At 28.4% G+C, this 25,272-nt stretch carries 23 protein-coding genes; 5 read left to right on the top strand and 18 right to left on the bottom strand.

What is annotated here, in order from left to right:
- The first annotated feature begins 312 nt into the window (after positions 1-312).
- Complete coding sequence (locus IC218_RS04395) at positions 313-801, top strand: prolyl-tRNA synthetase associated domain-containing protein (protein WP_255613419.1); 489 nt, start codon at positions 313-315, stop codon at positions 799-801.
- Positions 802-1,031: 230 nt separating this feature from the next.
- Here the strand turns inward: IC218_RS04395 and IC218_RS04390 are convergent, their stop codons facing one another.
- The 5 genes from IC218_RS04390 to IC218_RS04370 all read right to left on the bottom strand — a co-directional run bounded on the left by IC218_RS04390 (position 1,032) and on the right by IC218_RS04370 (position 7,259).
- The gene (locus IC218_RS04390; RefSeq protein WP_227823883.1) at positions 1,032-3,578 is read right to left on the bottom strand and encodes an ABC transporter permease; all 2,547 of its coding nucleotides are present in this window, start codon (positions 3,576-3,578) and stop codon (positions 1,032-1,034) included.
- An 8-nt stretch (positions 3,579-3,586) separates the two neighbouring features.
- Positions 3,587-4,264 (bottom strand): ABC transporter ATP-binding protein, encoded by a 678-nt coding sequence (locus tag IC218_RS04385; protein WP_227437334.1) that lies wholly within the window; start codon positions 4,262-4,264, stop codon positions 3,587-3,589.
- 82 nt (positions 4,265-4,346) lie between these two features.
- On the bottom strand, positions 4,347-5,336 hold the full coding sequence (locus IC218_RS04380) for a sensor histidine kinase (RefSeq protein WP_227437332.1): 990 nt from the start codon (positions 5,334-5,336) through the stop codon (positions 4,347-4,349).
- Positions 5,323-6,009 carry a response regulator transcription factor gene (locus IC218_RS04375; RefSeq protein ID WP_227437330.1) on the bottom strand — a complete coding sequence of 229 codons (687 nt, stop codon included), beginning with the start codon at positions 6,007-6,009 and terminating at the stop codon, positions 5,323-5,325. The genes IC218_RS04380 and IC218_RS04375 overlap by 14 nt, the downstream gene beginning before the upstream one ends.
- Positions 6,010-6,524: 515 nt before the next feature.
- Complete coding sequence (locus IC218_RS04370; RefSeq protein ID WP_227437328.1) at positions 6,525-7,259, bottom strand: class I SAM-dependent methyltransferase; 735 nt, start codon at positions 7,257-7,259, stop codon at positions 6,525-6,527.
- A 379-nt stretch (positions 7,260-7,638) separates the two neighbouring features.
- On the opposite strand from IC218_RS04370, the gene IC218_RS04365 reads away from it, so the two are divergent.
- A complete protein-coding gene (locus IC218_RS04365; protein ID WP_227483095.1) occupies positions 7,639-8,217 on the top strand; it encodes an ABC transporter substrate-binding protein in 579 nt (192 codons plus the stop codon).
- 144 nt (positions 8,218-8,361) lie between these two features.
- On the opposite strand, the gene IC218_RS04360 is transcribed toward IC218_RS04365, so the two are convergent.
- From IC218_RS04360 to IC218_RS04335, 6 genes are all read right to left on the bottom strand, one after another.
- Positions 8,362-9,603, bottom strand: a complete 1,242-nt coding sequence (locus IC218_RS04360; protein WP_227823882.1) for an ABC transporter permease subunit — start codon at positions 9,601-9,603, stop codon at positions 8,362-8,364.
- A gap of 20 nt (positions 9,604-9,623) precedes the next feature.
- The gene (locus IC218_RS04355; RefSeq protein ID WP_227437608.1) at positions 9,624-10,490 is read right to left on the bottom strand and encodes an ABC transporter ATP-binding protein; all 867 of its coding nucleotides are present in this window, start codon (positions 10,488-10,490) and stop codon (positions 9,624-9,626) included.
- A 37-nt stretch (positions 10,491-10,527) separates the two neighbouring features.
- Positions 10,528-11,289, bottom strand: coding sequence for a hypothetical protein (locus tag IC218_RS04350; protein ID WP_227823881.1), 762 nt, complete (start codon positions 11,287-11,289; stop codon positions 10,528-10,530).
- Positions 11,286-11,801, bottom strand: a complete 516-nt coding sequence (locus IC218_RS04345) for an RNA polymerase sigma factor (protein WP_227823880.1) — start codon at positions 11,799-11,801, stop codon at positions 11,286-11,288. The genes IC218_RS04350 and IC218_RS04345 overlap by 4 nt, the downstream gene beginning before the upstream one ends.
- A gap of 178 nt (positions 11,802-11,979) precedes the next feature.
- Positions 11,980-12,648, bottom strand: a complete 669-nt coding sequence (locus IC218_RS04340; protein ID WP_227437614.1) for a VanZ family protein — start codon at positions 12,646-12,648, stop codon at positions 11,980-11,982.
- Positions 12,649-13,303: 655 nt separating this feature from the next.
- Positions 13,304-13,585, bottom strand: a complete 282-nt coding sequence (locus IC218_RS04335; RefSeq protein ID WP_227437616.1) for a hypothetical protein — start codon at positions 13,583-13,585, stop codon at positions 13,304-13,306.
- A gap of 376 nt (positions 13,586-13,961) precedes the next feature.
- Between IC218_RS04335 and IC218_RS04330 the strand changes: the two genes are divergently transcribed.
- The 3 genes from IC218_RS04330 to IC218_RS04320 all read left to right on the top strand — a co-directional run bounded on the left by IC218_RS04330 (position 13,962) and on the right by IC218_RS04320 (position 17,059).
- Positions 13,962-14,816 carry an AraC family transcriptional regulator gene (locus tag IC218_RS04330; RefSeq protein ID WP_227823879.1) on the top strand — a complete coding sequence of 285 codons (855 nt, stop codon included), beginning with the start codon at positions 13,962-13,964 and terminating at the stop codon, positions 14,814-14,816.
- Between the two features lie 208 nt (positions 14,817-15,024).
- On the top strand, positions 15,025-16,533 hold the full coding sequence (locus IC218_RS04325) for a recombinase family protein (protein ID WP_227823878.1): 1,509 nt from the start codon (positions 15,025-15,027) through the stop codon (positions 16,531-16,533).
- 46 nt (positions 16,534-16,579) lie between these two features.
- Positions 16,580-17,059 carry a hypothetical protein gene (locus IC218_RS04320; RefSeq protein WP_227483100.1) on the top strand — a complete coding sequence of 160 codons (480 nt, stop codon included), beginning with the start codon at positions 16,580-16,582 and terminating at the stop codon, positions 17,057-17,059.
- A 130-nt stretch (positions 17,060-17,189) separates the two neighbouring features.
- On the opposite strand, the gene IC218_RS04315 is transcribed toward IC218_RS04320, so the two are convergent.
- From IC218_RS04315 to IC218_RS04285, 7 genes are all read right to left on the bottom strand, one after another.
- A complete protein-coding gene (locus tag IC218_RS04315; protein WP_227436116.1) occupies positions 17,190-17,537 on the bottom strand; it encodes a cupin domain-containing protein in 348 nt (115 codons plus the stop codon).
- A gap of 198 nt (positions 17,538-17,735) precedes the next feature.
- Complete coding sequence (locus tag IC218_RS04310) at positions 17,736-18,758, bottom strand: M56 family metallopeptidase (RefSeq protein ID WP_227823877.1); 1,023 nt, start codon at positions 18,756-18,758, stop codon at positions 17,736-17,738.
- A 1,133-nt stretch (positions 18,759-19,891) separates the two neighbouring features.
- Entirely contained in the window at positions 19,892-20,101 is a 210-nt protein-coding gene (locus IC218_RS04305) for a helix-turn-helix transcriptional regulator (RefSeq protein WP_227436112.1), read from the bottom strand.
- Between the two features lie 11 nt (positions 20,102-20,112).
- Complete coding sequence (locus IC218_RS04300; protein ID WP_227436111.1) at positions 20,113-20,442, bottom strand: DUF6442 family protein; 330 nt, start codon at positions 20,440-20,442, stop codon at positions 20,113-20,115.
- Between the two features lie 15 nt (positions 20,443-20,457).
- Positions 20,458-20,769: a DUF6442 family protein gene (locus IC218_RS04295; protein WP_227436109.1), complete on the bottom strand. Its 312-nt coding sequence runs from the start codon at positions 20,767-20,769 to the stop codon at positions 20,458-20,460.
- Between the two features lie 278 nt (positions 20,770-21,047).
- Positions 21,048-21,785, bottom strand: a complete 738-nt coding sequence (locus IC218_RS04290) for a YdcF family protein (RefSeq protein ID WP_227823876.1) — start codon at positions 21,783-21,785, stop codon at positions 21,048-21,050.
- Positions 21,786-21,801: 16 nt separating this feature from the next.
- Positions 21,802-25,251 (bottom strand): GGDEF domain-containing protein, encoded by a 3,450-nt coding sequence (locus IC218_RS04285; protein ID WP_227823875.1) that lies wholly within the window; start codon positions 25,249-25,251, stop codon positions 21,802-21,804.
- Positions 25,252-25,272: the final 21 nt, after the last annotated feature.

The raw sequence follows: 25,272 nt of genomic DNA, 5'->3' as shown, positions 1-25,272 counted from the left end.
TAACCTCTTTTTATATGATTTATAAATGGTAACTAAGGCTCTATTTTCAAATTATTTTTGGAAAATTTTTAGTTTTTTAAGCTTATATTATATATATATCATTTTTTACTTGAAAATATATATATTCTGAATTATTATAATAGTAAGAATTGAAATGAAATTAGGCAAGGCTGTTGAAAGATTTTATGATTAGATATGGAGAAAATATAGTAGACTTTTGTTTGTACAGAATAATAATGCATGTTTTATTTTAAAGTGTTCTATGATAATATTATTTTTATATATCAAATAAATTACCAACAGGAGGAAATTATGAACGCTCAACAAGAAGTATATAAAAAATTGGATGAACTAAATATATCTTATGAAATTGTAAATCATCCTGCAGTCTATACAATTGATGAAATGGAACAATTAAAAACACTACAAATGGAGTTTGTTGTAAAAAATTTATTCCTTCGTGATTCTAAGGGTAAAGAGCACTTTTTAGTTGTCTTAGGTAAAGATAAAAAAGCAGATTTAAAGGATATACGCCAAAAAATTGATAGTAAACCTCTTAGTTTCGCTTCTGAAGAAAGACTTGAAAAATATCTAAAACTTACTAAGGGAGCTGTAACACCTTTTGGTATACTAAATGATACTGATGCTATTGTAAAAATTGTATTTGATAAAGATTTATTGAAAATGGATAAAATAGGTATACATCCAAATGACAATACTGCCACTGTATTTTTAAAGTTTGAAGATTTAAAAAGGATTATAGAAAAAAATGGAAATGAAATATACTATGTAGAAGTATAGTTTTATTATTTTACATATAATAAATGATAGATAAAGTGGGTACCTCAAAATAAAAATTTGAGTCATCCACTTTTTTATACAAAAAATAGAAAGGGGGGTTCATAAGAACCCCTAGTATAATTCACACTACTTCCATAGGATGAACTCTGTATTTTCAATGTTTAAATCGCCTTTTGGGACAATTGTGAATCATTTGAACTCAATCACGCAGGTATCTCTTTTATTTTCTATTAAGTCATATCATCCCTAAGCGCATCAATAATATTTTCTCTTTTTATTTTACTAATGGCATACAACATTGTAATGAACACTATAAAGAGAACGACAAACACGCTGATTCCGATACTGGTCCATGGAAGTACAAAATCTATATCATCTTTGACCATTCCTTTATGAATTAGCCAGGAAGAAATTACAGCTATAGGAAGTCCAAAGAGCAGCGACCTCATGCCATAAAAGGCACACTCAAAATTCATCATCTTCTGAAAATCACGTTCAGACATTCCCACAGAGCGAAGCATGGCAAGTTCACGACGGCGTAGCTTGATATTTGTGGAAATTGTGTTGAATACATTGGCTACTGCAATCAGCGAGATCATAATTATAAAAGTATATGCGAACACATTGGCAATAAAGATGTAATTACGGTTTTCGTCCATCATTCCATACATATTGTACAGGTTGTACTCAGCCGTAATCCCTTCCCTCTCGATGATTTTCTCCATTTCTGCAACTGACTGATTGGGATTCTTTGATTTAAAACTCAAGCTTTTAATTCCTTTAGAAATACTTGGAGTCTCAAATGAATCTTTGACCGAATAAGGTGCCAACACCCTGAAGCAGGCTTTCCTCATCTTTGAGTTTCTGACACCTGGTGGAGAATCAGGTGGCACGACTTTTACAAATGAAATGTTTACATTTTGCCTATCGACTGTGTTCGACTTGCTATCAGCTTCAGGAGTAAGTTTAAGATTTATGGAAGAATTTGTGAAGATATCAATAGTATGGTCATCCTCCACCATCATGGAAACGGCAATCATTTTTGCATTTTGCCCAGTGTACTCTTCTGTTGGCAACCCCAGACTTTTGATAATATTCAGATACGTACTGTCATCAAGAAACTGCATATCTACTGGCATATCAACCGTTTCAGATGGCGAATGTGAACCCTCATAGTTCAAGTAATCATCTGTAAGTTCACTTACTTTAACAACACATGAATAGGTCATAAGTTCTTGATACAAGCCTTCATACACACCATTGGTAGTCTTCAGCTTATCGTATAGCTGTAGCATTTTACTGTCATTCATGTCCTGTGTGGAAAAAATGATGTCCTGGTCAGTAACCTCTGATGCCTGATTTGAAACTTGTTTCAAATCAGCTACCAAAGCACTGGTCGATATGAACAGCACTATACTTAAAACAAGCGATAGCACAATACTACGATAGCGTTTCTTGTTTCTTTTAAAATTCTTCAGCGCCAGAGTTCCCTCCAGACCGTAAATACGCTGTTCAAGCTTTGATATCCTTACTGCTTTGGATTCAATTTTCACCTCGTTCGTCTGGCGAATACACTCCATCACTGGTTTGCTGGCAGCCTTTCTAGCTGGAATATAAGCCGATATCAAGATGGTAACCATGCTGACCACTGCCGCAACAACGATTGCTGGGATGGACAACGTCAAGGTCAAAGGTACATTGGTGTAGAGAACATTTGCGAAATTTTTGGAGATAACAGAAATAACAAGTCCAATACTAACTATACCAACCGCAACACCAATTGGTATGCCAACAGCACCAATGCAAAGACCTTCAAATAAAACTGAATTACGTAGCTGCTTTGCTGTAGCTCCAACAGATGAAAGGATTCCAAACTGCTGTGTGCGTTCGTTCAACGACATGTTAAACGAATTATATATCAGAAAAATCGAGCCGAGCATGATTATGGCGACCACAATACCACCAACTGAGTACAAAAGCATATTGAACAAGTTATTGTCGGAAATACCCATGAAACGCAACACATTATCATTTAAAACGTAAGCATGGTCTCCAGTACTGTTTGTATATGAATGAACCTGACGTGGATTTTTCAACGTGACAAACAGGCTAAGGCTGTCAGCCTTGATTTGTGCATCCGCTTTGGTTATCAATGTGTATCCTGGTGCGGAAGATTCCTCAAAGACAGGCCTTTGGCAGGTACCAACAACTGTGTAGCTTCTCTCGCCTTGTGGAACAAGAGTTTCATCTCCAGCAGTATATTGGTCACTCTGACTAAGCTTCTCATATCCATTCATACGGTTTCCCACAGGCAAAGAAATAGTGTCGCCCACTGCGAATTTGACACCGCCATCTGTTGCAACTTTACCCGAAACAAGAATCTCTCCACTGTTTTCAGGTAATCTGCCAGAAATCAAAGTTATAGGCAAAGTATCAAAGGCTTTTTCGCTGAATCCAGCTATAAAAAGATACGGTTTGTTTGGGTTTTTGTTGCCATCAAGCTTTGCATAGCCAATATTTTCAAATGTTGCGGTATTTGCAACTTTATCATTTCCTATCTGTTTCTGTACGAAAGAGGAATTAACATCCAAAAACTCAACGTGCCAACCACCATATTTCTCAATCGAACCATTTACCATATAGTTTTGCAGGGAAATGGCAAGTGTAGCGACTGCTGTAATCATAGCAGCAGACAGAACAACTCCGATAACTGTTACAATCGTTCGTGTGCGTCTCTTTTTCATGTTTTGCAGTGCAACTTTGTTGAAAATGTTCATGGATATACCTACCTCCTTTCATCTCGCGTCACTTTGCCATCTGATATGCAGATAATGCGGTCTGCTTGCAGGGCTATATTTTCGTCATGCGTTACAATGATAAGGGTTTGACGATATTTTTTATTGCTTAATTTCAATAGATTGATAATTTCATGTCCATTTCGGCTGTCTAAACTACCTGTGGGTTCATCAGCAAGCATTACCGCTGGGGCATTCATTAAAGCACGTCCTATGGAAACACGCTGTTGCTGACCGCCAGAAAGCTGATTTGGTAAATGCGTTTTGCGGTCTTTTAGCCCAAGTAGGTCCATCAAGTCATTTAAGCGTTCCTCATTGACCTTTCGCTTGTCCATCAGTATAGGTAAAGTGATGTTTTCCACAACATTCAGAGTTGGAATAAGGTTATGAAATTGGTAAATCAGTCCGACTTGTCGCCTACGGAAAATGGCCAGCTTTTCATTGCTTTGGGCATATACATCCTGACCGTCCAAATACACCTTTCCGCTTGTTGGTACGTCCACTCCACCGATGATATGAAGTAATGTGGATTTTCCTGAGCCAGATGAACCAATGATTGCAGTAAACTCCCCCTTTTCTATTGTAAGCGAAACATTGTCAAGTGCGGTAACTTTGTTCTCGCCCTTGCCGTAGACCTTGCATAGATTTTCAATTTTTAAGAACTCCATTATGTAAGTCTCCTTTCTTATGGTTTAACCATATAATATAACTTTCAACTTACATCTGTGTGACTTTCAGGTGAGAGATTAGTCACTTTGGGAAACGAATTACAAATATCGCGCCACCTTTTTGGTGATTTTTTGCAGTAATCGTCCCTCCCTGTCGTGTTATAATTATTTTACAGAGTGCCAATCCAATCCCATATCCTGTGGCTTCTGCGTTTTTACCACGATAAAATCTATCAAACAAATAAGGTAAATCTTCTTTTTCAAATCCTGTGCCACTGTCATGGATAGTAATCTCAGTAAATAGCGGATTATCCTCACAAACAATCTCAATCTTCCCATTATCGCCTGCACTTTCCATACAATTTTTGAGGATATTCTGAATTGCTTCTGAAAGCCAACCCGAATCACCCTGAATAATCATTCCTTTAGGCACATCTATTTGTAAAGCAATGTTATGCAGTTCAATTGGAATTAGAAATGGTCGAAGTGAGTTGTATATCAAGTTGTTCACATCTATCTGCTCGCTTTGGAAAACTACAATACCTGCGTCTAAGCGAGATAACTTCAATAGGGAAGTAATCAACCAATCCATCTTTACAAATAATTCCTCTGTTTCCCTCACCAATGCCTTTCGTTGATTTTCATCAGAGCTATTTGATAGCAATGACAGAATAATATTCGCGGATGTAAGAGGTGTGCGGAGTTGGTGGGCTATGTCAGCCAACGAATCAGCAAGATGTTCTTTTTCTTTTTTCAGCGCATCGTTTTGTTCCCGAATACATAGTGTCATTTTTGTTATCTCGCTGTGCAGAATGGAAAGTTCGCCCTCGTCCGATTCACCAATATACAGATGGTCAGCATTATGAAGCACAAGATCAATTTGATTAGAAATCTGTGCAATATTTTTATATCGAGCTTTGGTAAAAGAGAAAAACGCTAAACCAAAGGCAGTAACAGAAATAATAGAAAGGATTCCCGCCACCATATTTATTGTAAATCCAAGCGTTACAGTGGTGACAGCCATTAAAGAGAACAAAATAGCAAACTGCTTAAACTCTCTATTTCGAAGCATAATCGTCCCCCAATCTATACCCTGTCCCACGAACAGTCAGAATTATTTGTGGGCTTGCTGGGTCGCTCTCTATCTTCTCCCTCAAGCGCTTTATGTACACAGTTAATGTATTATCATTGACAAACTCACCCGCCGCGTCCCATAATTCATCAAGGAGCCTGCTCCTCGTGATAATACTTTTGGGGTTATTAATAAACACCAACAACAAGCGGTACTCTAAAGCTGAAAGAAAAACCTCATTGCTGTTTTTTTTCACAACGCCACTTGCCATATCGACATGAAGCCCACAGATTTCAAAAGCCGCTTCTGAACGTCCGTTTTTTCGTAGGGCAGTTCCAATTCGCGCAATCAATTCACGTGGACGAAAAGGTTTTGTTATATAGTCATCTGCGCCTATATTCAGCCCAGTAACAACACTCGCCTCATCGCCTGAAGCTGTCAGAAAGATAACAGGAACATCTTGCATTTCTTTGATTTCTGTGCAAACTGTAAAACCATTTCCGTCAGGTAAGGAAATATCAATTAATGCCAAGTCAAATTTATTACTGGAAAGCATGGCAATAGCTTCACCTCGTGTAGGAGCGTGAGTGACTTCAAATCCTTCTGAGTGCAGCAAAAGCATAAGATTTTTAGCGATTGCTTTATCGTCCTCAACCAAAAATATTCGTTTCATTTGTTTTCACCATCCTTTACTTTACTATTTCTATATCGTCCATCAGCTGAAACAAATCACATATTCTTCATTTTTTTGTTTACTTAACCCGCTCAGCAGAGTAATTTCATATCACTATTATGTATGCAATTTCCCAATTTTTCAAGGATTCTTTTGTTGTTATATAGCTCACGCGTAACACCTCCATTGATATATTATATTTCTTTTGATGGAAATACACAAGTTGAGGTCTGGGTAAAACTGCTTTAACAAGCATCTTTACATTTGAAAATAGTTCTCCATAATGAAATCAATTTTCGAAAGTTCTCATTTTACATTGTTATAGAAAGTAACCATATTCCTGTAAATACAGGTTTGATAAATGCCTTACCTATATTTACAGTGTCAAATGTACATGTTTATAGTGTAATAAAGAGGGTGAAAGCAACAAGTGCTTTCACCCTCTTTGAATATATAGCTTGTGTCACCCAATAGAATCCCATAATCACTTGCAACCAAAATTCCACTATTTTTTATTACTTTTTCCTTGCAGAAACAAGTAACATCATAGGTCTACGTAATTCATCTTTCATTTCAGGAATCGTATTTAATAATTTCTCTTCTGGTTGAGGTTCGATTATTTCTAATATCTCAAATCCAGTTTTAACTAAAGTATTTAGATAAGTAGTTAATGTTTTATGATATTTTATAACTTCTTCCCCTAAAAAATTTGATTTTCGAAGTCCCTCTATAAAATAGTTATCTACTGGCCAGTGTAAATTGTTTCCATCTTTATCACAGTACCATTCTTGAGCTCCATATGCAGTGAATATAGGATGTTCAACTGAAAATACAAAATCTCCTCCGCTTGAAAGACAATTGCTTATATTTTTACATATATCTTCAAATGATTGAATATAATGAAAAGCCAAAGAACTAATTACTACATCAAAGCAATCTTTTGGGAAGTCTATATCTTCAATAGGCATACATATGTACTTTATATTATCAAATTTGGTTTTATTTCTTGCTTCTTTTAGCATCTTTTCTGAAATATCAATTCCAATAGCAGACTCTGCACCATTTTCAACTGCATATTGACAGTGCCATCCAAAACCGCACCCTAAATCTAATACTCGTTTCCCCTCAAAATCAGGTAACATTTTTTTTAGAGTATGCCATTCTCCAGCACCTTCAAGACCTTTTTTAGAGCGTTCCATATCACTGTATTTACAAAAAAATTCATCATTATCATATTTATTTTGTTTCATTTAATTTCCTCCATTTTAACTGTACTTGTTTAACTATATTTGCCAAAATATAAAATGCAAATCTTCACTACTTTACACAATAACATTTTTTAAATTTATAAAATTAAATTATTATTTATATGAATTAATTTAATATCTATTATTAATAAATTTTGTGCCTATATAATTTATATAAAACATTACTGTTTTAATTTTATATCTTAATTTACAAATAATCAATACAATCTATTTAATATAATCGATTACTTGAAAAATTCAAATATAAAAATTATTTTTAAATTATTGTAGAAATAAATTCTATAGGTATATATTTTTGTAACAACTACAACAAATATTTAATATTATATATTATTCGGATGTCTTATGGGAGGTATTTATTATGTTTAAAAAAATAATCGCAATTGCAAGTTCTATTGTTATGAGCACAATATGCTTAACTGGATGTGATTTTAACTCTAATGATGAAAATGATAAGTCTGCTTCATCTAAAGACTTAGATAAAGTAACTATTGCAGAAGTTACTCATTCTGTTTTTTATGCCCCACAATATGCTGCTATTACAAAAGGATTCTTCGAGGATGAAGGAATAAAGGTTGACCTTATAAATACTCAAGGTGCGGATAAAACTATGGCAGCTTTAATTTCAGGTGAAGCAAATGTAGGCTTAATGGGTCCTGAAGCTTCCATATATGTATATAATCAAAACAAAAACGATTATGCTGTAAACTTTGCACAATTAACTAAAAGAGATGGTAGTTTTTTAGTTGCCAGAGAAAAGATGCCTAATTTCTCCTATGATGATTTAAAAGGAAAAGAAATATTAGGTGGTAGAAAAGGTGGCGTTCCACTAATGACTTTTGAATATGTTCTAAAAGACAAAGGACTTACTATTGGAGAAAATTTAAAAGCAGGCAATGTCAACGTAAGAACTGATGTACAAAAATCAGTCTGTTTATAACTGTGATTTATAACATCTAAAATACATATAGTCTAATTATTACTAAATTTAATGTCAAGATAATATAAAAAGACATAGATGAATTACTCTTCATTCATGTCTTTTTTGTATTATTATTTTTTTCATATATTTCTATATTATATATTAATTAACTTGATGTTTTCTAAAGTTATTCTTAACAAAAGGTAAAAAAATAATTGATAATATTAAACCTGTAAAAATAATCATTGTAGGTAAATCTATTATTAAGTTTCCAAATCTGTAGTTTACATACTCAGAAAATGAGAATGAAATAGCATTTGATGGTAAAATTCGAAGAATCTGATTATATAGCCAATTTGTCTCACTATATTTTAAGAATAGTGGTATAAATAGTAACACTATATCTGTAATTAAAACTGGAAAAGGCGATTTCATGCAAGAAGATAATAAAAGTGTAAATCCAATTAATGCTATTAATATCATATAGATAACTAAAATACTCAATAAGGTTGCTTGTAAAAATGTAACTGGGTATGGTGTTGAGCTCACTGTAAGTTGTAATGGTAAATTCCATCCATCTACTCCAAAAGACAATATAAGAATTCCAATAGATATAATTGTATTTATTATAAAAACAATTGTCCCAAATAAAAAGGAACTTATTATTTTAGCTGTTATAACTTTTGTTTTTCCATATTTAGAAGACAATATCACTGAATCAGTACCTGATTGATATTCTCCTGAAAATACAGAAGCTATACTTATACAGATAGCCAATATAGTGAAAATTAGTAAGTCTCTACCCAGTAAAAAATAATTCCAGCCTTCATAATATCCATTTAAATAGGGTTCATTTATTTTCTTATTCTTAGATAACCAAAACTCTTTTTCTTTTTGTGCATAATTTCCATCTGAATATTCACTGTTTAATATTGTATTTACTTTTTCATTTCTAAACTTATAAAAATTAGTTCTATTTTTTAATGATATTGATTGAAGTATCATAGAATTAAAATCATTTGGTGCATTATATGATTCTGTTATAAAGTTATAAAATGTTTTGTTTGGATAAAAGAATCTCCAATAAACGCCTTGCTTAAAACTTGAAAATCCATTTTCATCTTTTACAATATTATTTGGATTATTAAAATTTTTTTGATATTCTCTGATTGAGTTTTCTATTTTTTTATCTGTTATGTATCCCTCGTTTAATTTAGATTGTTGTTTTGAAAGTTCAATAGCTTGTAGCCCTCTATACTCTTTACCATTCTCATCATAGGATTTTTCTTTGAGTGGCATTAAGGCAAAAAGAAATATACTTAAAATCAAGCTTCCTAAAACAACTGTTATTGTAGACTTTCTTTTTATTATCTTTTTTAATTCAAACTTAATTAATGTAGACATATTTATCCCCTCACACATATTTATTGTACTTCATTAAAACAATATAAATATAAATCTTCTAATGTTGGTCTTAGATTACATGCATTATCATGTGGTTTTATATCACTTATAATTCTAAGAGTGGCAACACCTCCAGAGTGATGAATATTTACCAAACAATATTTACTAGCCATATAATCTACTTCATTTTCATTAACCACACATTTCCATACTTTATCTTCTATTTTTGATGTTACTGCTTCCACTGAACCATCCAAAATGAGATTCCCTTTTTTCAGTATTAAAATTTTATCTGCAATATGTTCTACATCAGATACAATATGAGTAGATAAAATTACAATTTTTTCCTTGGAGAATTCTGAAATCAAATTACGAAAACGGACTCTTTCTTTTGGGTCTAAACCAGCTGTTGGCTCATCTAATATTAAAATTTTAGGGTCATTAAGCAATGTCTGAGCAAACCCAAGTCTTTGTTTCATACCACCAGAAAATGTTCTTATTTTTTTATTAACGACACCTGACAATCCAACCAACTCTAATAATTCTTGCGATTTTTCTTTTGCGTAACTAGGAGTTAAACCTTTCAATGAAGCTATATATAACATAAACTCTTTTGCAGTAAAGTCTGGATAATATCCAAATTCTTGAGGAAGATATCCAATCATATCTCTAAAATCTTCTCCCATATCCAAATTATTTTTACCATCTATCTTCACTTCTCCAGAGGTTGGGCTTAATACTCCGCAAATCATTCTTATAAGAGTTGTTTTTCCTGCTCCATTTTCTCCTAAGAATCCATATATACCTTCATTTAGCTTGAATTCTATCCTATCTACTATAATTTTGTTATCATATTGTTTTGTTAGACATTCTAAACTTAGTTCCATACAATTCCTCCTAATACTATATATTGTTATTTATTATTTAGATAATAATGTTTTCAAATGAACAAAGATGTTTCCATGTTTTTTTTATTTCATGTATTAATATTACTGATGTCACTAAAAAAATAATTAACCATTGCTCTATTGATTCAAATTGATATATACTGTTTTTAAAAGTACCAAGCATAAATATTAACAAGACAAGAGATGTACCATAAATCATACAATAGTAATTTGTAGACTTACCTCTATTTCTATTTATAATTTCTAAGCATCCAATACACATTAAGTTAAAAGGTACTAATATATAAATTATTATATACAAGGTATTGATATCAATTATTTGTTTTGCTAGTAATAAAATAACGCACATAAATAATAAATCACTTACTCCAAAAACAATCATTCTAGTAGCAATAATTTTATGTAATGTATTTTTTGTTGAAAATTCTATTTCCAATACACTATTGTTATATACTTTTGCTATCTCCTCTATATTAGTCAATATAAAAAGAGGAACTGCTACAGAGACCAAGGATAATATTTCATAAAATGAGTTATTATCTCTTGATGTATTGAATAGTAATGCACATATTGTACATAACACTAGAAATTGTATAATCCAGGTTCTTTTTCGTATAAAACCAATTTGAGAGATAAAAAAATCTATACTATTCATCCTTTTATCAGCGTTACTAAACGTCATTTTATGTATTGTTTTAATAGTCTTTTCAAAAGCTGAAACTTCATATTTAGGAACTGTATACTCCATTAAACTTTTTTTGATTTTTTTCTTATTCATACTTTGCCTCCTTCCATATATACCTCTAATTTTTTTAAGGCCATACTCATCCTATACTTTGTAACAGATACACTGGAATCCATAATTTTAGCAATATCCTTAAATTTCAAATCATGATAATACCGCAAAATTACTACTTCAAATTCTGTTTCTGGCAATTTAGTCAAGGCTTCTTTTACAAATATTTTGTTTTCTACATCTACTAATTCTTGTTTAGATTCTTCTTTGTCTAGTGACTCTAAATATAGGGGTTGTTTTTTCTTCCAAAAATCCTTACACCTATTTCTAGCAATAACATATAAATAATTTTCAAATTTACCATAGTGTTTATAATTACTTATATTTTTTATAACTGTTACAAATACATCTTGAGTTAAGTCCTGTGCAGTCATTTGATTATCTACATGGCGATAACAATAACAATAGACGCTATTATAATATTTCTCTATTAAAGTATCAAACAATTCTTTTTTACCTGTTTTTATTTGTGCTATAATCCTAGAATCATTCACTATTATCACCTCCATCACTCTATATAACGATTAAAACAAAGATAATCTTCAAATGACTTTATACCTTTAGATAATGCCCTATTTATTCCTTGTTTTGCTGTTTTGTTTAACGCTAAACTCTTATTGATAACTATTTTAAATTTAAGTATAATATATAAAACTAAATATTGATTATAATTTAATTATCCTCTCTTAAAATATCCTGTTTATAAATTTTAATATCCTCTTCAAGAGCTTCTTGTGAGTCACTATTTAATTCCTTATTTATGTATATCTTGTCTATAAAAAGTTTAAGCTTTCCTCTATAAGATAATTTGAATATAATGTATGCAATACAACCACCTAAAGTATTCATTATCAAATCATCTATATCTACAGCTCTTAACTGTGGAACTATAGACATGCAGTTCATAATTAATTGAATAGTTTCTATTGATAATGATATTAAAAAGCTAACTATAATTGTTTTTTTAAAATTTCTTAAACTTGATTTTATTAAACATAGATATAATGTAAATGGTAATAACAACAAAGTGTTGCCAATTAAATTATTTTTTATAAGATTTATATTTGTATACTTATTTTCTATGAAATCTCTAAATGGCAATAGATTTATATTCATTTTTTCATAAATCGTAAATCCTGAGAAATAATTTTCATCTGTATCTATTGGCAAAATGACTAAACTTATTAATATAAATAAATAAAGTATAAATATGTTGACCATTATTTCTTTTAAAAAAATATACTTCTCTTTATTCTTATACTTATTTATAAGTACAATTACCCTAACTATTACCCATATTGGTAATCCACACACAAATAACTTCATTATATCAAATTTCATAATCTACCTCCTTAGTATTTGTAATTTGAAAACTTTAAGTAATTTTATCCTTATAAAATTGATTTATCTAGTGTAAATTACTTCTACTATCTTATATAACGATTTACAGTTTCAAAAAGTCAGTATTAAAAAATTATTTTATAAAATATATTCTTTAATATTTATCAATAATAATTTGAAACTTATATACTATCTGAAAATAAAAATAAAAGCTCTCTCCAAATATTTTATATATTTAGAGGTAGCTTTTATTTTTAATAACTATATTTGATTTGGATAATCTAAGGTAGTGTTTATATAAAGTTTATATTTTCTACATCATCTATTACAGCGTTTCTAATTTCCATCTTCTCCTCCTTAAACATAAAATATTTATGATAGTTATTTTCTATTTTATAATCTTTTATAGTAATAAATTTTAAAAATTATATAACTTACTTTAGTAAGAGTATACCAGTTTTCTTTTATACAATAAATTAAATTTTAAAATAATACTGATATTTCAAATCTTAACAATATTTTATAAGAAATTATCATATGTAATCTAAGTTTTAATGAGTATATTATTAGTTAAAGATTTATTATAAATTAACTAGTGAAGTTTTAATGTTAAGTTTTTAAATATATTTGTCCTATTTTATATCATAAAGAAGTGCTAATTACTAGCAACTTCCTTATTTGAATTTTGTACTTTTAATTGTCTATCTATCATTATTTTTTCTATTGCTTTATATATTCTATCATCTTTATCCTGTTTTTCTCCTATTGTAAACTTTCTTCCTAGTGTTGTTTCAGGAGATACTACATGGCATACAGTATTTCCATGTAGTACTGTCATGGATATTTTATAACCATTATCGTCTGTTGGAACATCTACATCATCATCAAAGTATGTTATAGTAGTTGTACCATCCAAATCTTTTTCTATCTTTGGCATGCAAATCCCCTCCTCTCTTATATTTTATGTATATTAAAAATTGTCCTATTCTTAATTAATATTTATAAGTATTTAAGTAGTGTAATTTATGAAAAATAGCAATATATATCCAAAATACTCCATACAGTTAAGCACTTAATTAGATACTTTATGTAGTAAATTAAAACCATTATACTCTAATAAAATTAAGTGCTAAACTATGATATACTAAATATAAAAAAATTATATAATTAATAACTTTAATACTTAAGATTTAATATTTAAGTTGATTTTCAATACTAAATCTATACTTTATTATGCTAGTTAATTTGTGCATAAAAAGAGAGGAAGAATTATTTAAAAATAGGTATTATAAAAAGTACAAGGAGCTGATTTTATGGAATGGATTGAAAAACTAAACAAAGCAATTAACTATATTGAAGAAAATATAACAAAAGAAATTGAATATGAACAACTGGCAAAAATAGCTTGTTGTTCTACATATCATTTTCAAAGGATGTTTGCTTATATGGCAGATGTACCTCTTTCTGAGTATATTCGACGCAGACGGATGTCTTTGGCTGCTGTAGAATTACAAAATGATAATAAAAAAATAATTGATGTAGCTTTGAAATATGGATACACTTCTCCAACAGCATTCAATCGTGCCTTTAAAAGTATTCATGGTATTGCACCATCAATTATACAAAAAGGAGAAACAATAAATTTAAAGGCCTTTCCTCCAATTAGCTTTAAAATTACTATAAAAGGAGCTGAAGAAATGAATTATAGAATTGAAAAGAAAGAAGAATTTCGTATTGTTGGTGTATCTCAACGCCTTCACACTGAGTTAGAAAAAAACTTTGAGATTGTTCCAAAAATGTGGCAACAATCTGCATTAGATGGAACTATTCAAAAACTGTTACCTATGATGAATAGCCAACCAAAAGGTGTATTAGGTGTAAGTGTGTGTAATGATTCAGAAGAGTGGAAATACTTTATCTCTGTTGCAAGCACAGAATCCATAGATGATAAATTAGATGAATATACTATTTCACCTTTTACTTGGGCAATATTTTCTGGAGAAGGACAATGCCCACAAGCTATACAAGAACTAGAAAAACGCATTGTAACAGAATGGTTACCTACTTCCGGATATGAGTATGACAATGGTCCTGATATTGAACTTTACTTAAATCCAGACCCACAAAATTCTAAGTTTGAAGTATGGATACCTGTTATAAAAAAATAACCTGCAAATTTAATTTATATAGATATATAGAAATAGAAAGATAGAATTTATACAAAAGTGAAGTTCTATTTATAATAACAAAGACTTGAATATATATGTGAAAATAAACATGTTAAAAAATAAAATCTATTTTTTACATGTTTATTTTTTATGTTTTAAATATAATCAGTTTACTGCTGAATATAATATATTCAAGGAGTGTGATTTAATGAATGTTTCTATTTATCTGCGAAAAAGCAGAGCTGATGAAGAAGCAGAACACAGAGGTGAGTTTGAAACCTTAGGTAGACATAAAACAACACTACTAAAACTAGCAAAAGAACAAAACTTAAATGTAATTGATGTTAAAGAGGAACTTATTTCTGGAGAAAGTATAGAATATAGGCCTAAGATGTTAGAGCTACTAGATGAAGTCAAAAGTAATAATTATGATGCTGTTTTAGTAATGGATATTGACCGTTTAGGACGTGGAAATATGCAAGACCAAGGATTAATATTAGATACTTTTAAAAAGTCTCAAACAAAAATTATTACTCCTAGGAAAACTTATGATTTGAATAACGAATTTGATGAAGAATATTCTGAATTTGAAGCTTTTATGGCTCGTAAAGAATTAAAACTAATATCTAGGCGTATGCAAAGAGGTAAAATTAAAAGTATTGAAGAAGGTAAGTTTATTGCTCAGTCTCCTCCATATGGATATGATATTAAATACTTAAACAATAAAGAAAGAATTCTTGTAGTAAATAAAGATAAAGCAAATGTTATTAAAATGATATTCGATATGTATTTAAAAGGAATTGGAGGCTGTAAAATATCCAAGTATCTAAATGAACTTGGTTATAAAACCACAACAGGTAGAACTTGGTATGAAAAAGGTGTAAGAGATATTATAAAAAATAAAGTATATTGTGGATACATAGTATGGAATAAAGTTGAGAGAAAAAGAAATTCTAGTAGGACTAGAGGCATTGAGGAACAAATGGAAGTAAAAGGAAAACATGAACCAATAATAAGCGAAGAAATATGGAATAAAGCGCAAGATATAAGAAAAAAACGCAGTAACTCACCTACTCCAAACAATAAAATAACCAATCCTTTAGCTGGAATTATAAAATGTGGATATTGTGGTCATACTTTAGTTGCAAAATCTAATACAACATCAAAAGGATATGAAAAATATATAGTCTGCACTAATTGTAAAAACAAATCTACTAAATTATACATATTAGAAGATAAAGTTTTAGAGGTTTTAAGTAAATGGCTAACAGATTATAAGCTATCTTTGAAAGAAGAACTTGTTTTTAAAGATAAATTTGAAGATAATTTAAAATGTACTCTAACATCCTTAAAAAAAGAACTTGAGAACCTAGAGAAACAAAAGGGAGGATTACATGATTTTTTAGAACAAGGAATATATAGTTCAGATGTATTTGTAGAACGTTCAAATATACTTACATCACGTATAGAAGATGTTAAAAATTCTATAAATAAAGTAAATATAGATATTAAAATAGCAAAGGAAAAAAGCACTGTTAGAATGCAAATTATTCCTCAACTTGAAAAAGTTTTAAGAGAATACACAGAAGAGAAAGAGCCTTATCTGAAAAATATATTACTTAAAACTATAATTGACCATGTTGTATATAAAAAAGAGCCTAATCAAAAATGCGATGATTTTTCTTTAATACTATACCCCATTATATCAAAAGATTAATTGTATATTTCAATGTTATAAACAGACTGACTACCAATTTGGAGTAATGGCTGGGGCTTTTGCAGGTGGTGAAGGTGACTTTACAACAGCGTTTGAACCTACAGCAACTGCCATGGAAAAAGAAGGCAGCGGATATATAGTAACATCTATAGGAAAAGATTCTGGAGAAATACCATTTACAGCTTACTCTACTACTAGATCTTACATGAAAAATAATAAAGATTTAATTCAAAGATTTACAAATGCTGTTTATAGAGGTCAATTATGGGTTCAAAAAGCTCCTAGTAAAGAAATCGCCGAAGCTATGCAACCTTTCTTTGAAGATATATCTCTAGAAGATTTAGTAACAGTTGTAGATAGATATAAGTCAATAGATGCATGGTCTCAAAACCCTGTATTAAAAGAGGAAGGTTTAAATAAACTAATGGATGTTATGAAAGAAGCTAAGGAATTAGACAAAGAAGCCCCTTACAAAGACATAGTAAATACTGAATTTGCAAATAATGCAATAAAAAATATAAAATAAATATGCATCAGTTTTAACTAAAAACTTACAAAAATTATAAAAAGAGTCTTTTAAAAGACTCTTTTTATAATTGAGATTAAAGTTTATATTAAAAAATAGAAATTAAAGTATCGTAAAGATACCTATATATCTATCCTCTGTATTCTGCTCCAGCATTGATTTTTGTAATTTGAACAGCAACCATTTCCTCATTGCTTCCATTAGTAATTTCATGCCATTCTCCTGTTGGTACAAAAACAGTATCACCTTGTTTTACATCACACTCATGTTCTCCAAGTTTCATTTTCCCTTCTCCTTTTAAGAACACAAATATTTGTTCACCATTAGGATGTCTATGGGCATTAAGAACTTGATTAGGTTTAAAATAATAAACTTCTGAAGTTATATCATTACCAGCAAATACTGGTATTTTTGGTACTGCTGCATCATTATATTGAGCTAAGCTTCCATCTAATAGATTCTTTTTATTTTCATGCATACTATAAATACCTCTTTTCTATATTATAGATTTACTATTATTATTCCAATATAAAAAAATAGTATTCTCCTTATACATAATAGGAATAAAATTCTTTTACTTGTAACTATGACTCCTTAATATAAATTAAATTTTTTAATGTTTTTATTAAACTTACATCTTAACCTTTTAACACAGAAATTATTTCATTACATATATTTAATGATTATCTTGATTTTCTATTCTAATGTTTTTTTCATAGGTTGGTTTACTTTTGATTCTATTTTCAATATATGTTGAATTTGAAATAGAGTTATTCAAAAAGTTTGTAGAGATAAATTCTAATTTTAAATACATTATTGATGAAGATAAACATAAAAACAATACTACAACAGTGCTTCCTTTATATTTTTCACTAAACATATAATAAACACGTTTTTGAATATCTGATTTTTGATGTAAACCAGCTACAAATTTATTTGAATAATTTAATTTTTTTCTCATCATATTTATGATAATTAAAGCATACTCTTTTTTCTCTTCTATATTACAATTTTTTAAAACTCTTTCATCACAATAAAGTTCACAATCTAAATCTATAATCTTATCCATAATATACATAAAAGGATTAAACCAATAAACACATTTTAAAAATAACACTAAATATTTAATATAAAGGTCTTTATTCTTAAAATGTATAAGTTCATGTCTAAATATCCATTCAAGTTCTTTTAATGTATATTCACATGGTGGCAAAAGAACACATGAATCAAAAAATGCAGGTGTTTCAACTTCATAAGTGTATTTAAGTTTTATATCTTTACTTATTTTTAGTTCCTTTAATAAATTTTCATAAAGCTTGATTATATCTTTATCATCTATCTCATAAGATAAATCATTAATTAAATTTTTGAGTTTTATATATTTCAAAATATTGTAAATTAAATATACTATTGCACCAATAATCCAAATAAATATTAAAATGCCACTTTTAGAAATAGAAATATTATTAAAGTTTTCTAAGTTTATCTTTTTAATACTATCTTGATATTTCAATGTATTAAATGTAAAAGTATAATATGTAAATGGTAGCAAGAGTTTAATAACTACAATAAACCAGATATAATAATTAAATCTTTTACTAAATCTTTTAAATACACTTATTCTAAATACTAATAAAAGAATTAGGAATAAATTACTTACTAAAACCGTTCTAAAAATATCACTTAGAATCAAACTCATAGACTCTTCTCTCCTATTATATCTATTCTTCAATATGTTTATTTAACAATTTTTAAAAATCAGTTCAATATTAGTATTTTGTATTTAATTTTATGTATAAAGTAATTATAATTGTCATTAGTAAAATTTACCAGTATTATTTTGTTACTTATACTTACCAATAAACTTATTTAATTCTCTCCTTACCAAATCAGGTTTATCACGAAGCTATTTAGGCTAATTAAAATTTATTATATTAAATATAATTTATACTTAAAACTATATTATTAAAAAAAGGCATAAAATATATTATTTTATGCCCTTTTTTAATAGTATAGTTTTTTCAATGCTTGTATAAATATAAATCGTTTATTTGTCAGTGAAATGTCAGTAATTTTTTTTGTTTTTTTTATTATTTTTTCATCTTTTTAGGATTCTCATAAACATTATATTTGTATTTATATTTTTAAAATTTATAGAAATCAAGTATATTAATTTACCACTCTAAATAGTTTTTACATTAAATTATTTAAACTTTATATTTTTTGTTTTAGCTATACCATATTTCTACCACAAAGAATTTATCGAATTTTATTTTCATTCAAATCCTTTTCAAATTAAAGACTCGTTGTATCGCATAAATTTCCATTAAAAATACTTGTGTTTCTATTTTTTATTTTAGCAAACTTTTCTTTTATTTTTTTAATTAAATTCATAAATTTCATTTTTATAAATTTCAGCCAAAATTTATCTCTCCGCATTTTGGATTTTAAATGTACTCTATAAAACCACGCGATGTTTTATACATATTTCATACAAACTTCCTTAAAATCTATTTAAATGTGTAATTTGATGTTTAAGCTACAAGCGAATCTAAAAAGTTAACTATATTTATATTATGTAAACTAAATTAATTTTTGAAAGCTTCATTTATATTTTTAAATAATCAAGATAAACTTGAAATTATTTTCATAGTGATTTATATTAATATTATGAATATTTACCAATAGTACTTTAAAGAAAAAAGGGAAGCATTACAATCTATTTAGATTAGTGCTTCTCTTTTCACTTCTTTTCTTCTTTGTTGAGTTAATAATACTTTCGCAGTTATAGTTATGAATAGGCATACTATTATTCTCATAAATTAATCCATCCTAAAAGAAAAATAAATCTTCAAACTTTTTATCTAATGCAATGCATAAAATCAATGCAAGTTTAGCAGTAGGATTGAATTGTCCTGTTTCTATTGAACTAATAGTATTACGTGATACTCCAACCATTTTTGCTAATGCTGATTGAGATAATTTTGCTTCTGACCTTGCTTCTTTCAAACTATTTTTTAATATCAATTCTTCTTTTTCCATATCACTTCTACCTATAACGTATAAATGAATTTAAAAATACATAGTGCAAAAATAATTAAAGCCCCTATACTTATCAGCAAATATTTTTTCTCATTTATCTTTCTGTAAACAACAAAATAAACAACTGATACATAGCCAGTTAATACAGCTAAAATATCATAGAATGGTGTTACTTTTTCAAGACCTCTCATGTCAGATACAACTACTTTGACTGCGAAAACAACACCACAAATAATCGCTAAAGCAATTGAACCAATTGCAGTAGCTTTTTGACTTACTGTGTTTTCAAATTCTTCGTTTTTTTCCAATTTTGCCTTGTTTAAAACAGCTTCTTTATTCATATCAATTCCCCTTTCTTAAAATACTTGTGTAATGTAATAGATAAAACTACTCAATGTTATAATAGAAGAGAGAAGGATAATAAAGCCACTCTTTTTATTTAATGCCTTAAAACTCCCATAATAGTTCCCAGTTAACCAGCCCCATAATATAGTTAATAATAAGGATAAATCAGTTGTTCTTAATTTTATAAGATTTAAGATAATGAGCGGTACTATTATACCTACAAATAATAAAGTTCCATATCGTTGACCTTTATTTAATACGAATAAATATCCCTCATCTGATTTTTCTTGTCTACTTCTTTCTAAAATTTCTTCTTTATTCATCTATATTCTCCTTTTATTGCCAAGTTTACTTGTCAATTATAATATAACACTGCCAAGTTTACTTGTCAACAACTTTTGCAAAGTTTTATTGTCAAATTAAAAGTATGCAAATCTTATATAGAAATGCACGCTTTTATGATTTACCTTACTATCTTCCAGTTATCGCCTTTCTTCAAGGTCAATTCATACTGTGAAATCTGCATTGGATTTTTACATAAAAAATACTAGATATAAATTTATGATTTATATCTAGTATTTTTATTTGTCACATATCACTTTCACCTATCAAAAACAATTGTTTTCCATATTGCAAAAAATTCTCTTGTATAATATGTTGGAACAAATGAAAGCTTTGACTTACTAGCGTAAAAAGAAATATTTTTATATTCATTTCTAGATGCTAGTATTTTACTCCTAAGAACATGAAAATCAGTTGTTACAATTTTTACTTTTATATTTTTTATTCTTTTTCTACTATGCTCTTCTATCTTTAGCTTTGAATATTTAAAGTTTTCATAAGTATTTGTAGATTTATCTTCTTCTATTATTCTATTGCTATCTATACCATTTCTAACAAGATAATCTTTCATAGCTTTTGCCTCAGTTATATTTTCTCCATTACCCTTACCACCTGATACTACTACATAGCATTCACTATTAACTTTTAAATATTTTAAAGCAGTGTTTAATCTTCCCTTCAATGTAGTACTTGGTGTAGTCTTTTTTACAGAAGCTCCTAAAATCAAAAGATAATCACTTTTTGTCTCAAAACTATTTTTAGGATAAAAGATTATTAAGCTTTCAGTAATCATGAATACTATTAAGAAAACACTAATTAGTATTTTTAGCACTTTATAAAAAACCTTCTTTTCTTTAATTTTCTTTTTTAAGATTCGATAAACAATTAATAGTATTCCTATAACTAAGAAAAATCCACTAAATGAAATACCACCAAAAACTATTTTAAGATAAAAATAGTAAATTATAAATATTAAACCCAATATTAAATTAATCATATTTATATAATCCTTTTTATTTGTTTTTATATAAAGAAATATCTATGCACTCTATAAGACAGTTATATTCTCCATCTATCCAATTAATCCAACTTGCAATTGATACATTTTCTCCAAATATATTTGTCTCTGTTTTAAATTTTGAATCTCTATTTTCTTTTAATCCATTAATCGGGCAGTTATTACAAGGAATATTAGATTTTAATAATGATTTATAACATTTATCTCCTATTTTTATTTCTAAGTCTAAATTTGAGACCTTATTATTAATAAAAATAAGGTCATAAGTATTCGGATTTACTATATATATATAATTATCAATAGAATCAAGAACTTCTTTTAGTGATAGATTAGAATCTTCATATTCAATTTCACCTTTTAGACTTTCTTCTTTCACACTACCATTACTTATATCGGTTTCAAGTTTATTTTCACATATACAATCATTATAAAGTGAATACTTATCTTTTCCTTTATTCTTTGCATAATAAAGTGCCATGTCTGCTTTTTTATAAAGTTCTTCAAATACAGCTCCATGTTCTGGTACGAATGAAATTCCAACTGTACCAGATATCTTATACGTTTTTTTATTTCCAGTATAAGAATTTCTAAATATATTACATATTTTTTCTGCTTTACTTTTAGCATTTTCAAAAGATTGAATATTCTTTAAGAATACTATAAATTCATCACCACCAATACGCCCCACTATATCATTATTTCTAAATATAGGCTTTAGTTGTTTAGAAACTTCATACAAAACTTTATCTCCAAAAACATGTCCTAAATTATCATTTATTGATTTAAAATTATCTATATCAATAATTAAAAAGGCATGAATTCCTGAATTTGATTCTTCTGAATTTAGAAAATCATTAATAAGATTTTCTGTAGTACCCTTATTATATAATCCTGTTAAAGTATCTCTTTCAGCTTTTAATTTTAATTTAATTTCTTCATTTTTCTGTTCGTCGATATCTTTAATATAAGCAAGTGCTTTTATATCATTCGTAATAGAGTCTTTTATTAAATGCATTGTACAAAGTACCCAAATCATTTTATCATCTTGATTCATTCTTCTATATTCCAACTTTATTTCACTTATATTATTTTTATAGGCTTCTAATAAATGTCTACATAAAAATGTATTTAAAAAGACTTCTTTATCATCTTTATAAATAACAGTCTCTGATATAGATTTTACCATTTCAGAGTAGTCATTGCTTGGTTTAATTCCAAATTGTCGATACCAATTTTCATTACCCCTTATAAAAATATCCTTTGATACATTTATTTCATAGGTTATTATTGCTTCTGATAATATAGCGGAATGATATTTGTATGCTTGATTATATCTTATTTCTGCTTCTTTTTGTTCACTTATATCTTCTTGTATCCCAATAGCTCTTATAGGTTTACCATCTTCATCAAAAATAGTAGTTAATGTAATTTTGTTCCATATGTAGCCTTGATCTGGAACTCTTATTTTAACAACACAACTTGCAGTTTTTTCTCCACTTATTATCTTCTCATACATTTTTATAAAATCTTCACTAAAGTCTTTATAAATAATTCCTGCTTCAACTAAGGAATAAGGAACATTTTCATTTATTTTATCAATATTATAATTTTCCATACTCTTATTAGTATTTACAAGAGATTTTGTATTTATATCATACTCAAATATAATATTTGATGTTTGATTTAATGCAATTCTAAATCTTTCTTCATTAATTCTAAGTTTTTGTTCTGCATTTTTTAAATCAGTTATATCAGTTAAAATCCAAATTCCTTTTTTGCTATCATCACTATCAGTAATAAGCCTTCCTTTTAAAGAAACCCATATCATCTTGCCATCACATTTCTTTATTCTATATTCACCTACAGCGATATTTCCAATAATCAACTGATGTCTTAAATTTTCAAGAATCTTTTTTCTATCATCATAAAAAACAAGATTACATGATTTATATTGGAGTTCATCTTCTAACTGTTTACGTGTATATCCAATCATTGATAGATAACCAGAGTTAGCATATTGTATAGTAAAATCTTCATCAAATTCTGTTATAAGTATTCCGCCTAATATATTTTCTGATACCATTTCAAGTTCTAAATTCTTTTGTTCCATTTCTTTTTCTAATTGTTTTGTTTTGGTAATATCTACTGTAACACAATAAAGATATTTTTTACCATCAGGTTCTACTATAAGTTCCCCCTTATCAGATATCCAGACTATATCACCACTTTTAGTTCTAACTCTGTATTCCAATTCAATAGTTTTATTTTTATAAAGTTGTTCAGAGATTTCTTTTTTTACTCTTTCAACATCATCTTTGTGTATTATTTTATAAAAACTATTATTAAATTGCATTTTTATTTCTTCTCTTGTGTAACCAAACAAATCAACAAATCCATCACTTAAAAATTCAAACTCAAATTTTTCATCAACAGTACATTTTTGAACTCCTCCAGGAATGCTATTTGTAATAGATGATATTTCCTTATTGGCTTTTAGAATATGCTTTTGTGATTTATTATTTTTATAGAAGATATATATTATTAGTGCAATAAATAATAAGAACACCTTACAAATTAAAGAAAATGCTAATTGATTTATTTTATCAATATTTTTTCTTACAGTATATTGTGGTATTACTGAGAGAACATACCAGTCATTTACACCTATTGGTGTGTATGTTGCATAACGTTCTTTACCTTTGTATTTATATGAAATAAATCCACTCTTTTTATGTTTTGTATCTTCATATACTTTTTTATAGCTATAACCAGCATCAAAAGAAGCTTCCTTGAATATATCGTATATATTACTACTTGCTCCAACTATAGCATTTGTATGTGAAGATTTCAAAACAAATTGTCCGCTAGATTCAAATATATCTATATATCCTTCACTGTTAAAACTTGTTATGTCAATGAATTCAGCTAATTTATCATTATAGTATGAACCATATAAAACACCAATCACTTTATTTTCTTTGTATACAGGTGTAGCTATAACAAAAGTATCTTTTCCATCAATAGGAGATTTTACTACTTCAGATATGTTACTGTCTCCACTAATAGCTTTCTTAAAATATTGGTAATTTGATATATCAACAACTTTCCCATCGCTAGTATGACTTATTCCATTAGGAGAAGCAATTGATATTCTTTGAAAATCAGATTCTTTTGATATTTTAGCTAATAACGGGATTATCTCAGGATTATCTATAGTATCAAAATATGAAACCATATTCGCTATACTCTTAACAAATGATAATGAACTGTCTAGCTTTATTTTTATAGCATTAGAACTTTGTAAAGATATTTCTTTTAAACTAACTTTATTGTTTTCTTCTTCTTGAGCATTAGTTTTAAATGCAAAATCAGAAAAAGAAATTATTGTGAATAAAAATATTAATATAATACTCATTACGCTTTTCAACGATTTTGCTCTTATCACTTACTTACCACCTCCAAATTA

The sequence above is a fragment of the Clostridioides sp. ES-S-0005-03 genome (assembly GCF_020658455.1).
Lineage (GTDB): Bacteria > Bacillota > Clostridia > Peptostreptococcales > Peptostreptococcaceae > Clostridioides.
Note: the sequence above shows the minus strand (reverse complement) of the source record. Positions and strands in the feature narration are given on the sequence as shown.

What these genes read in the sequence shown, in the direction of transcription:
- IC218_RS04395 (WP_255613419.1), top strand. Translation starts at nt 313, where the DNA reads ATGAACGCTCAACAAGAAGTATATAAAAAATTGGATGAACTAAATATA.
- IC218_RS04390 (WP_227823883.1), bottom strand. Translation starts at nt 3,578, where the DNA reads ATGAACATTTTCAACAAAGTTGCACTGCAAAACATGAAAAAGAGACGC.
- IC218_RS04385 (WP_227437334.1), bottom strand. Translation starts at nt 4,264, where the DNA reads ATGGAGTTCTTAAAAATTGAAAATCTATGCAAGGTCTACGGCAAGGGC.
- IC218_RS04380 (WP_227437332.1), bottom strand. Translation starts at nt 5,336, where the DNA reads ATGCTTCGAAATAGAGAGTTTAAGCAGTTTGCTATTTTGTTCTCTTTA.
- IC218_RS04375 (WP_227437330.1), bottom strand. Translation starts at nt 6,009, where the DNA reads ATGAAACGAATATTTTTGGTTGAGGACGATAAAGCAATCGCTAAAAAT.
- IC218_RS04370 (WP_227437328.1), bottom strand. Translation starts at nt 7,259, where the DNA reads ATGAAACAAAATAAATATGATAATGATGAATTTTTTTGTAAATACAGT.
- IC218_RS04365 (WP_227483095.1), top strand. Translation starts at nt 7,639, where the DNA reads ATGTTTAAAAAAATAATCGCAATTGCAAGTTCTATTGTTATGAGCACA.
- IC218_RS04360 (WP_227823882.1), bottom strand. Translation starts at nt 9,603, where the DNA reads ATGTCTACATTAATTAAGTTTGAATTAAAAAAGATAATAAAAAGAAAG.
- IC218_RS04355 (WP_227437608.1), bottom strand. Translation starts at nt 10,490, where the DNA reads ATGGAACTAAGTTTAGAATGTCTAACAAAACAATATGATAACAAAATT.
- IC218_RS04350 (WP_227823881.1), bottom strand. Translation starts at nt 11,289, where the DNA reads ATGAATAAGAAAAAAATCAAAAAAAGTTTAATGGAGTATACAGTTCCT.
- IC218_RS04340 (WP_227437614.1), bottom strand. Translation starts at nt 12,648, where the DNA reads ATGAAATTTGATATAATGAAGTTATTTGTGTGTGGATTACCAATATGG.
- IC218_RS04335 (WP_227437616.1), bottom strand. Translation starts at nt 13,585, where the DNA reads ATGCCAAAGATAGAAAAAGATTTGGATGGTACAACTACTATAACATAC.
- IC218_RS04330 (WP_227823879.1), top strand. Translation starts at nt 13,962, where the DNA reads ATGGAATGGATTGAAAAACTAAACAAAGCAATTAACTATATTGAAGAA.
- IC218_RS04325 (WP_227823878.1), top strand. Translation starts at nt 15,025, where the DNA reads ATGAATGTTTCTATTTATCTGCGAAAAAGCAGAGCTGATGAAGAAGCA.
- IC218_RS04320 (WP_227483100.1), top strand. Translation starts at nt 16,580, where the DNA reads ATGGCTGGGGCTTTTGCAGGTGGTGAAGGTGACTTTACAACAGCGTTT.
- IC218_RS04315 (WP_227436116.1), bottom strand. Translation starts at nt 17,537, where the DNA reads ATGCATGAAAATAAAAAGAATCTATTAGATGGAAGCTTAGCTCAATAT.
- IC218_RS04310 (WP_227823877.1), bottom strand. Translation starts at nt 18,758, where the DNA reads ATGAGTTTGATTCTAAGTGATATTTTTAGAACGGTTTTAGTAAGTAAT.
- IC218_RS04305 (WP_227436112.1), bottom strand. Translation starts at nt 20,101, where the DNA reads ATGGAAAAAGAAGAATTGATATTAAAAAATAGTTTGAAAGAAGCAAGG.
- IC218_RS04300 (WP_227436111.1), bottom strand. Translation starts at nt 20,442, where the DNA reads ATGAATAAAGAAGCTGTTTTAAACAAGGCAAAATTGGAAAAAAACGAA.
- IC218_RS04295 (WP_227436109.1), bottom strand. Translation starts at nt 20,769, where the DNA reads ATGAATAAAGAAGAAATTTTAGAAAGAAGTAGACAAGAAAAATCAGAT.
- IC218_RS04290 (WP_227823876.1), bottom strand. Translation starts at nt 21,785, where the DNA reads ATGATTAATTTAATATTGGGTTTAATATTTATAATTTACTATTTTTAT.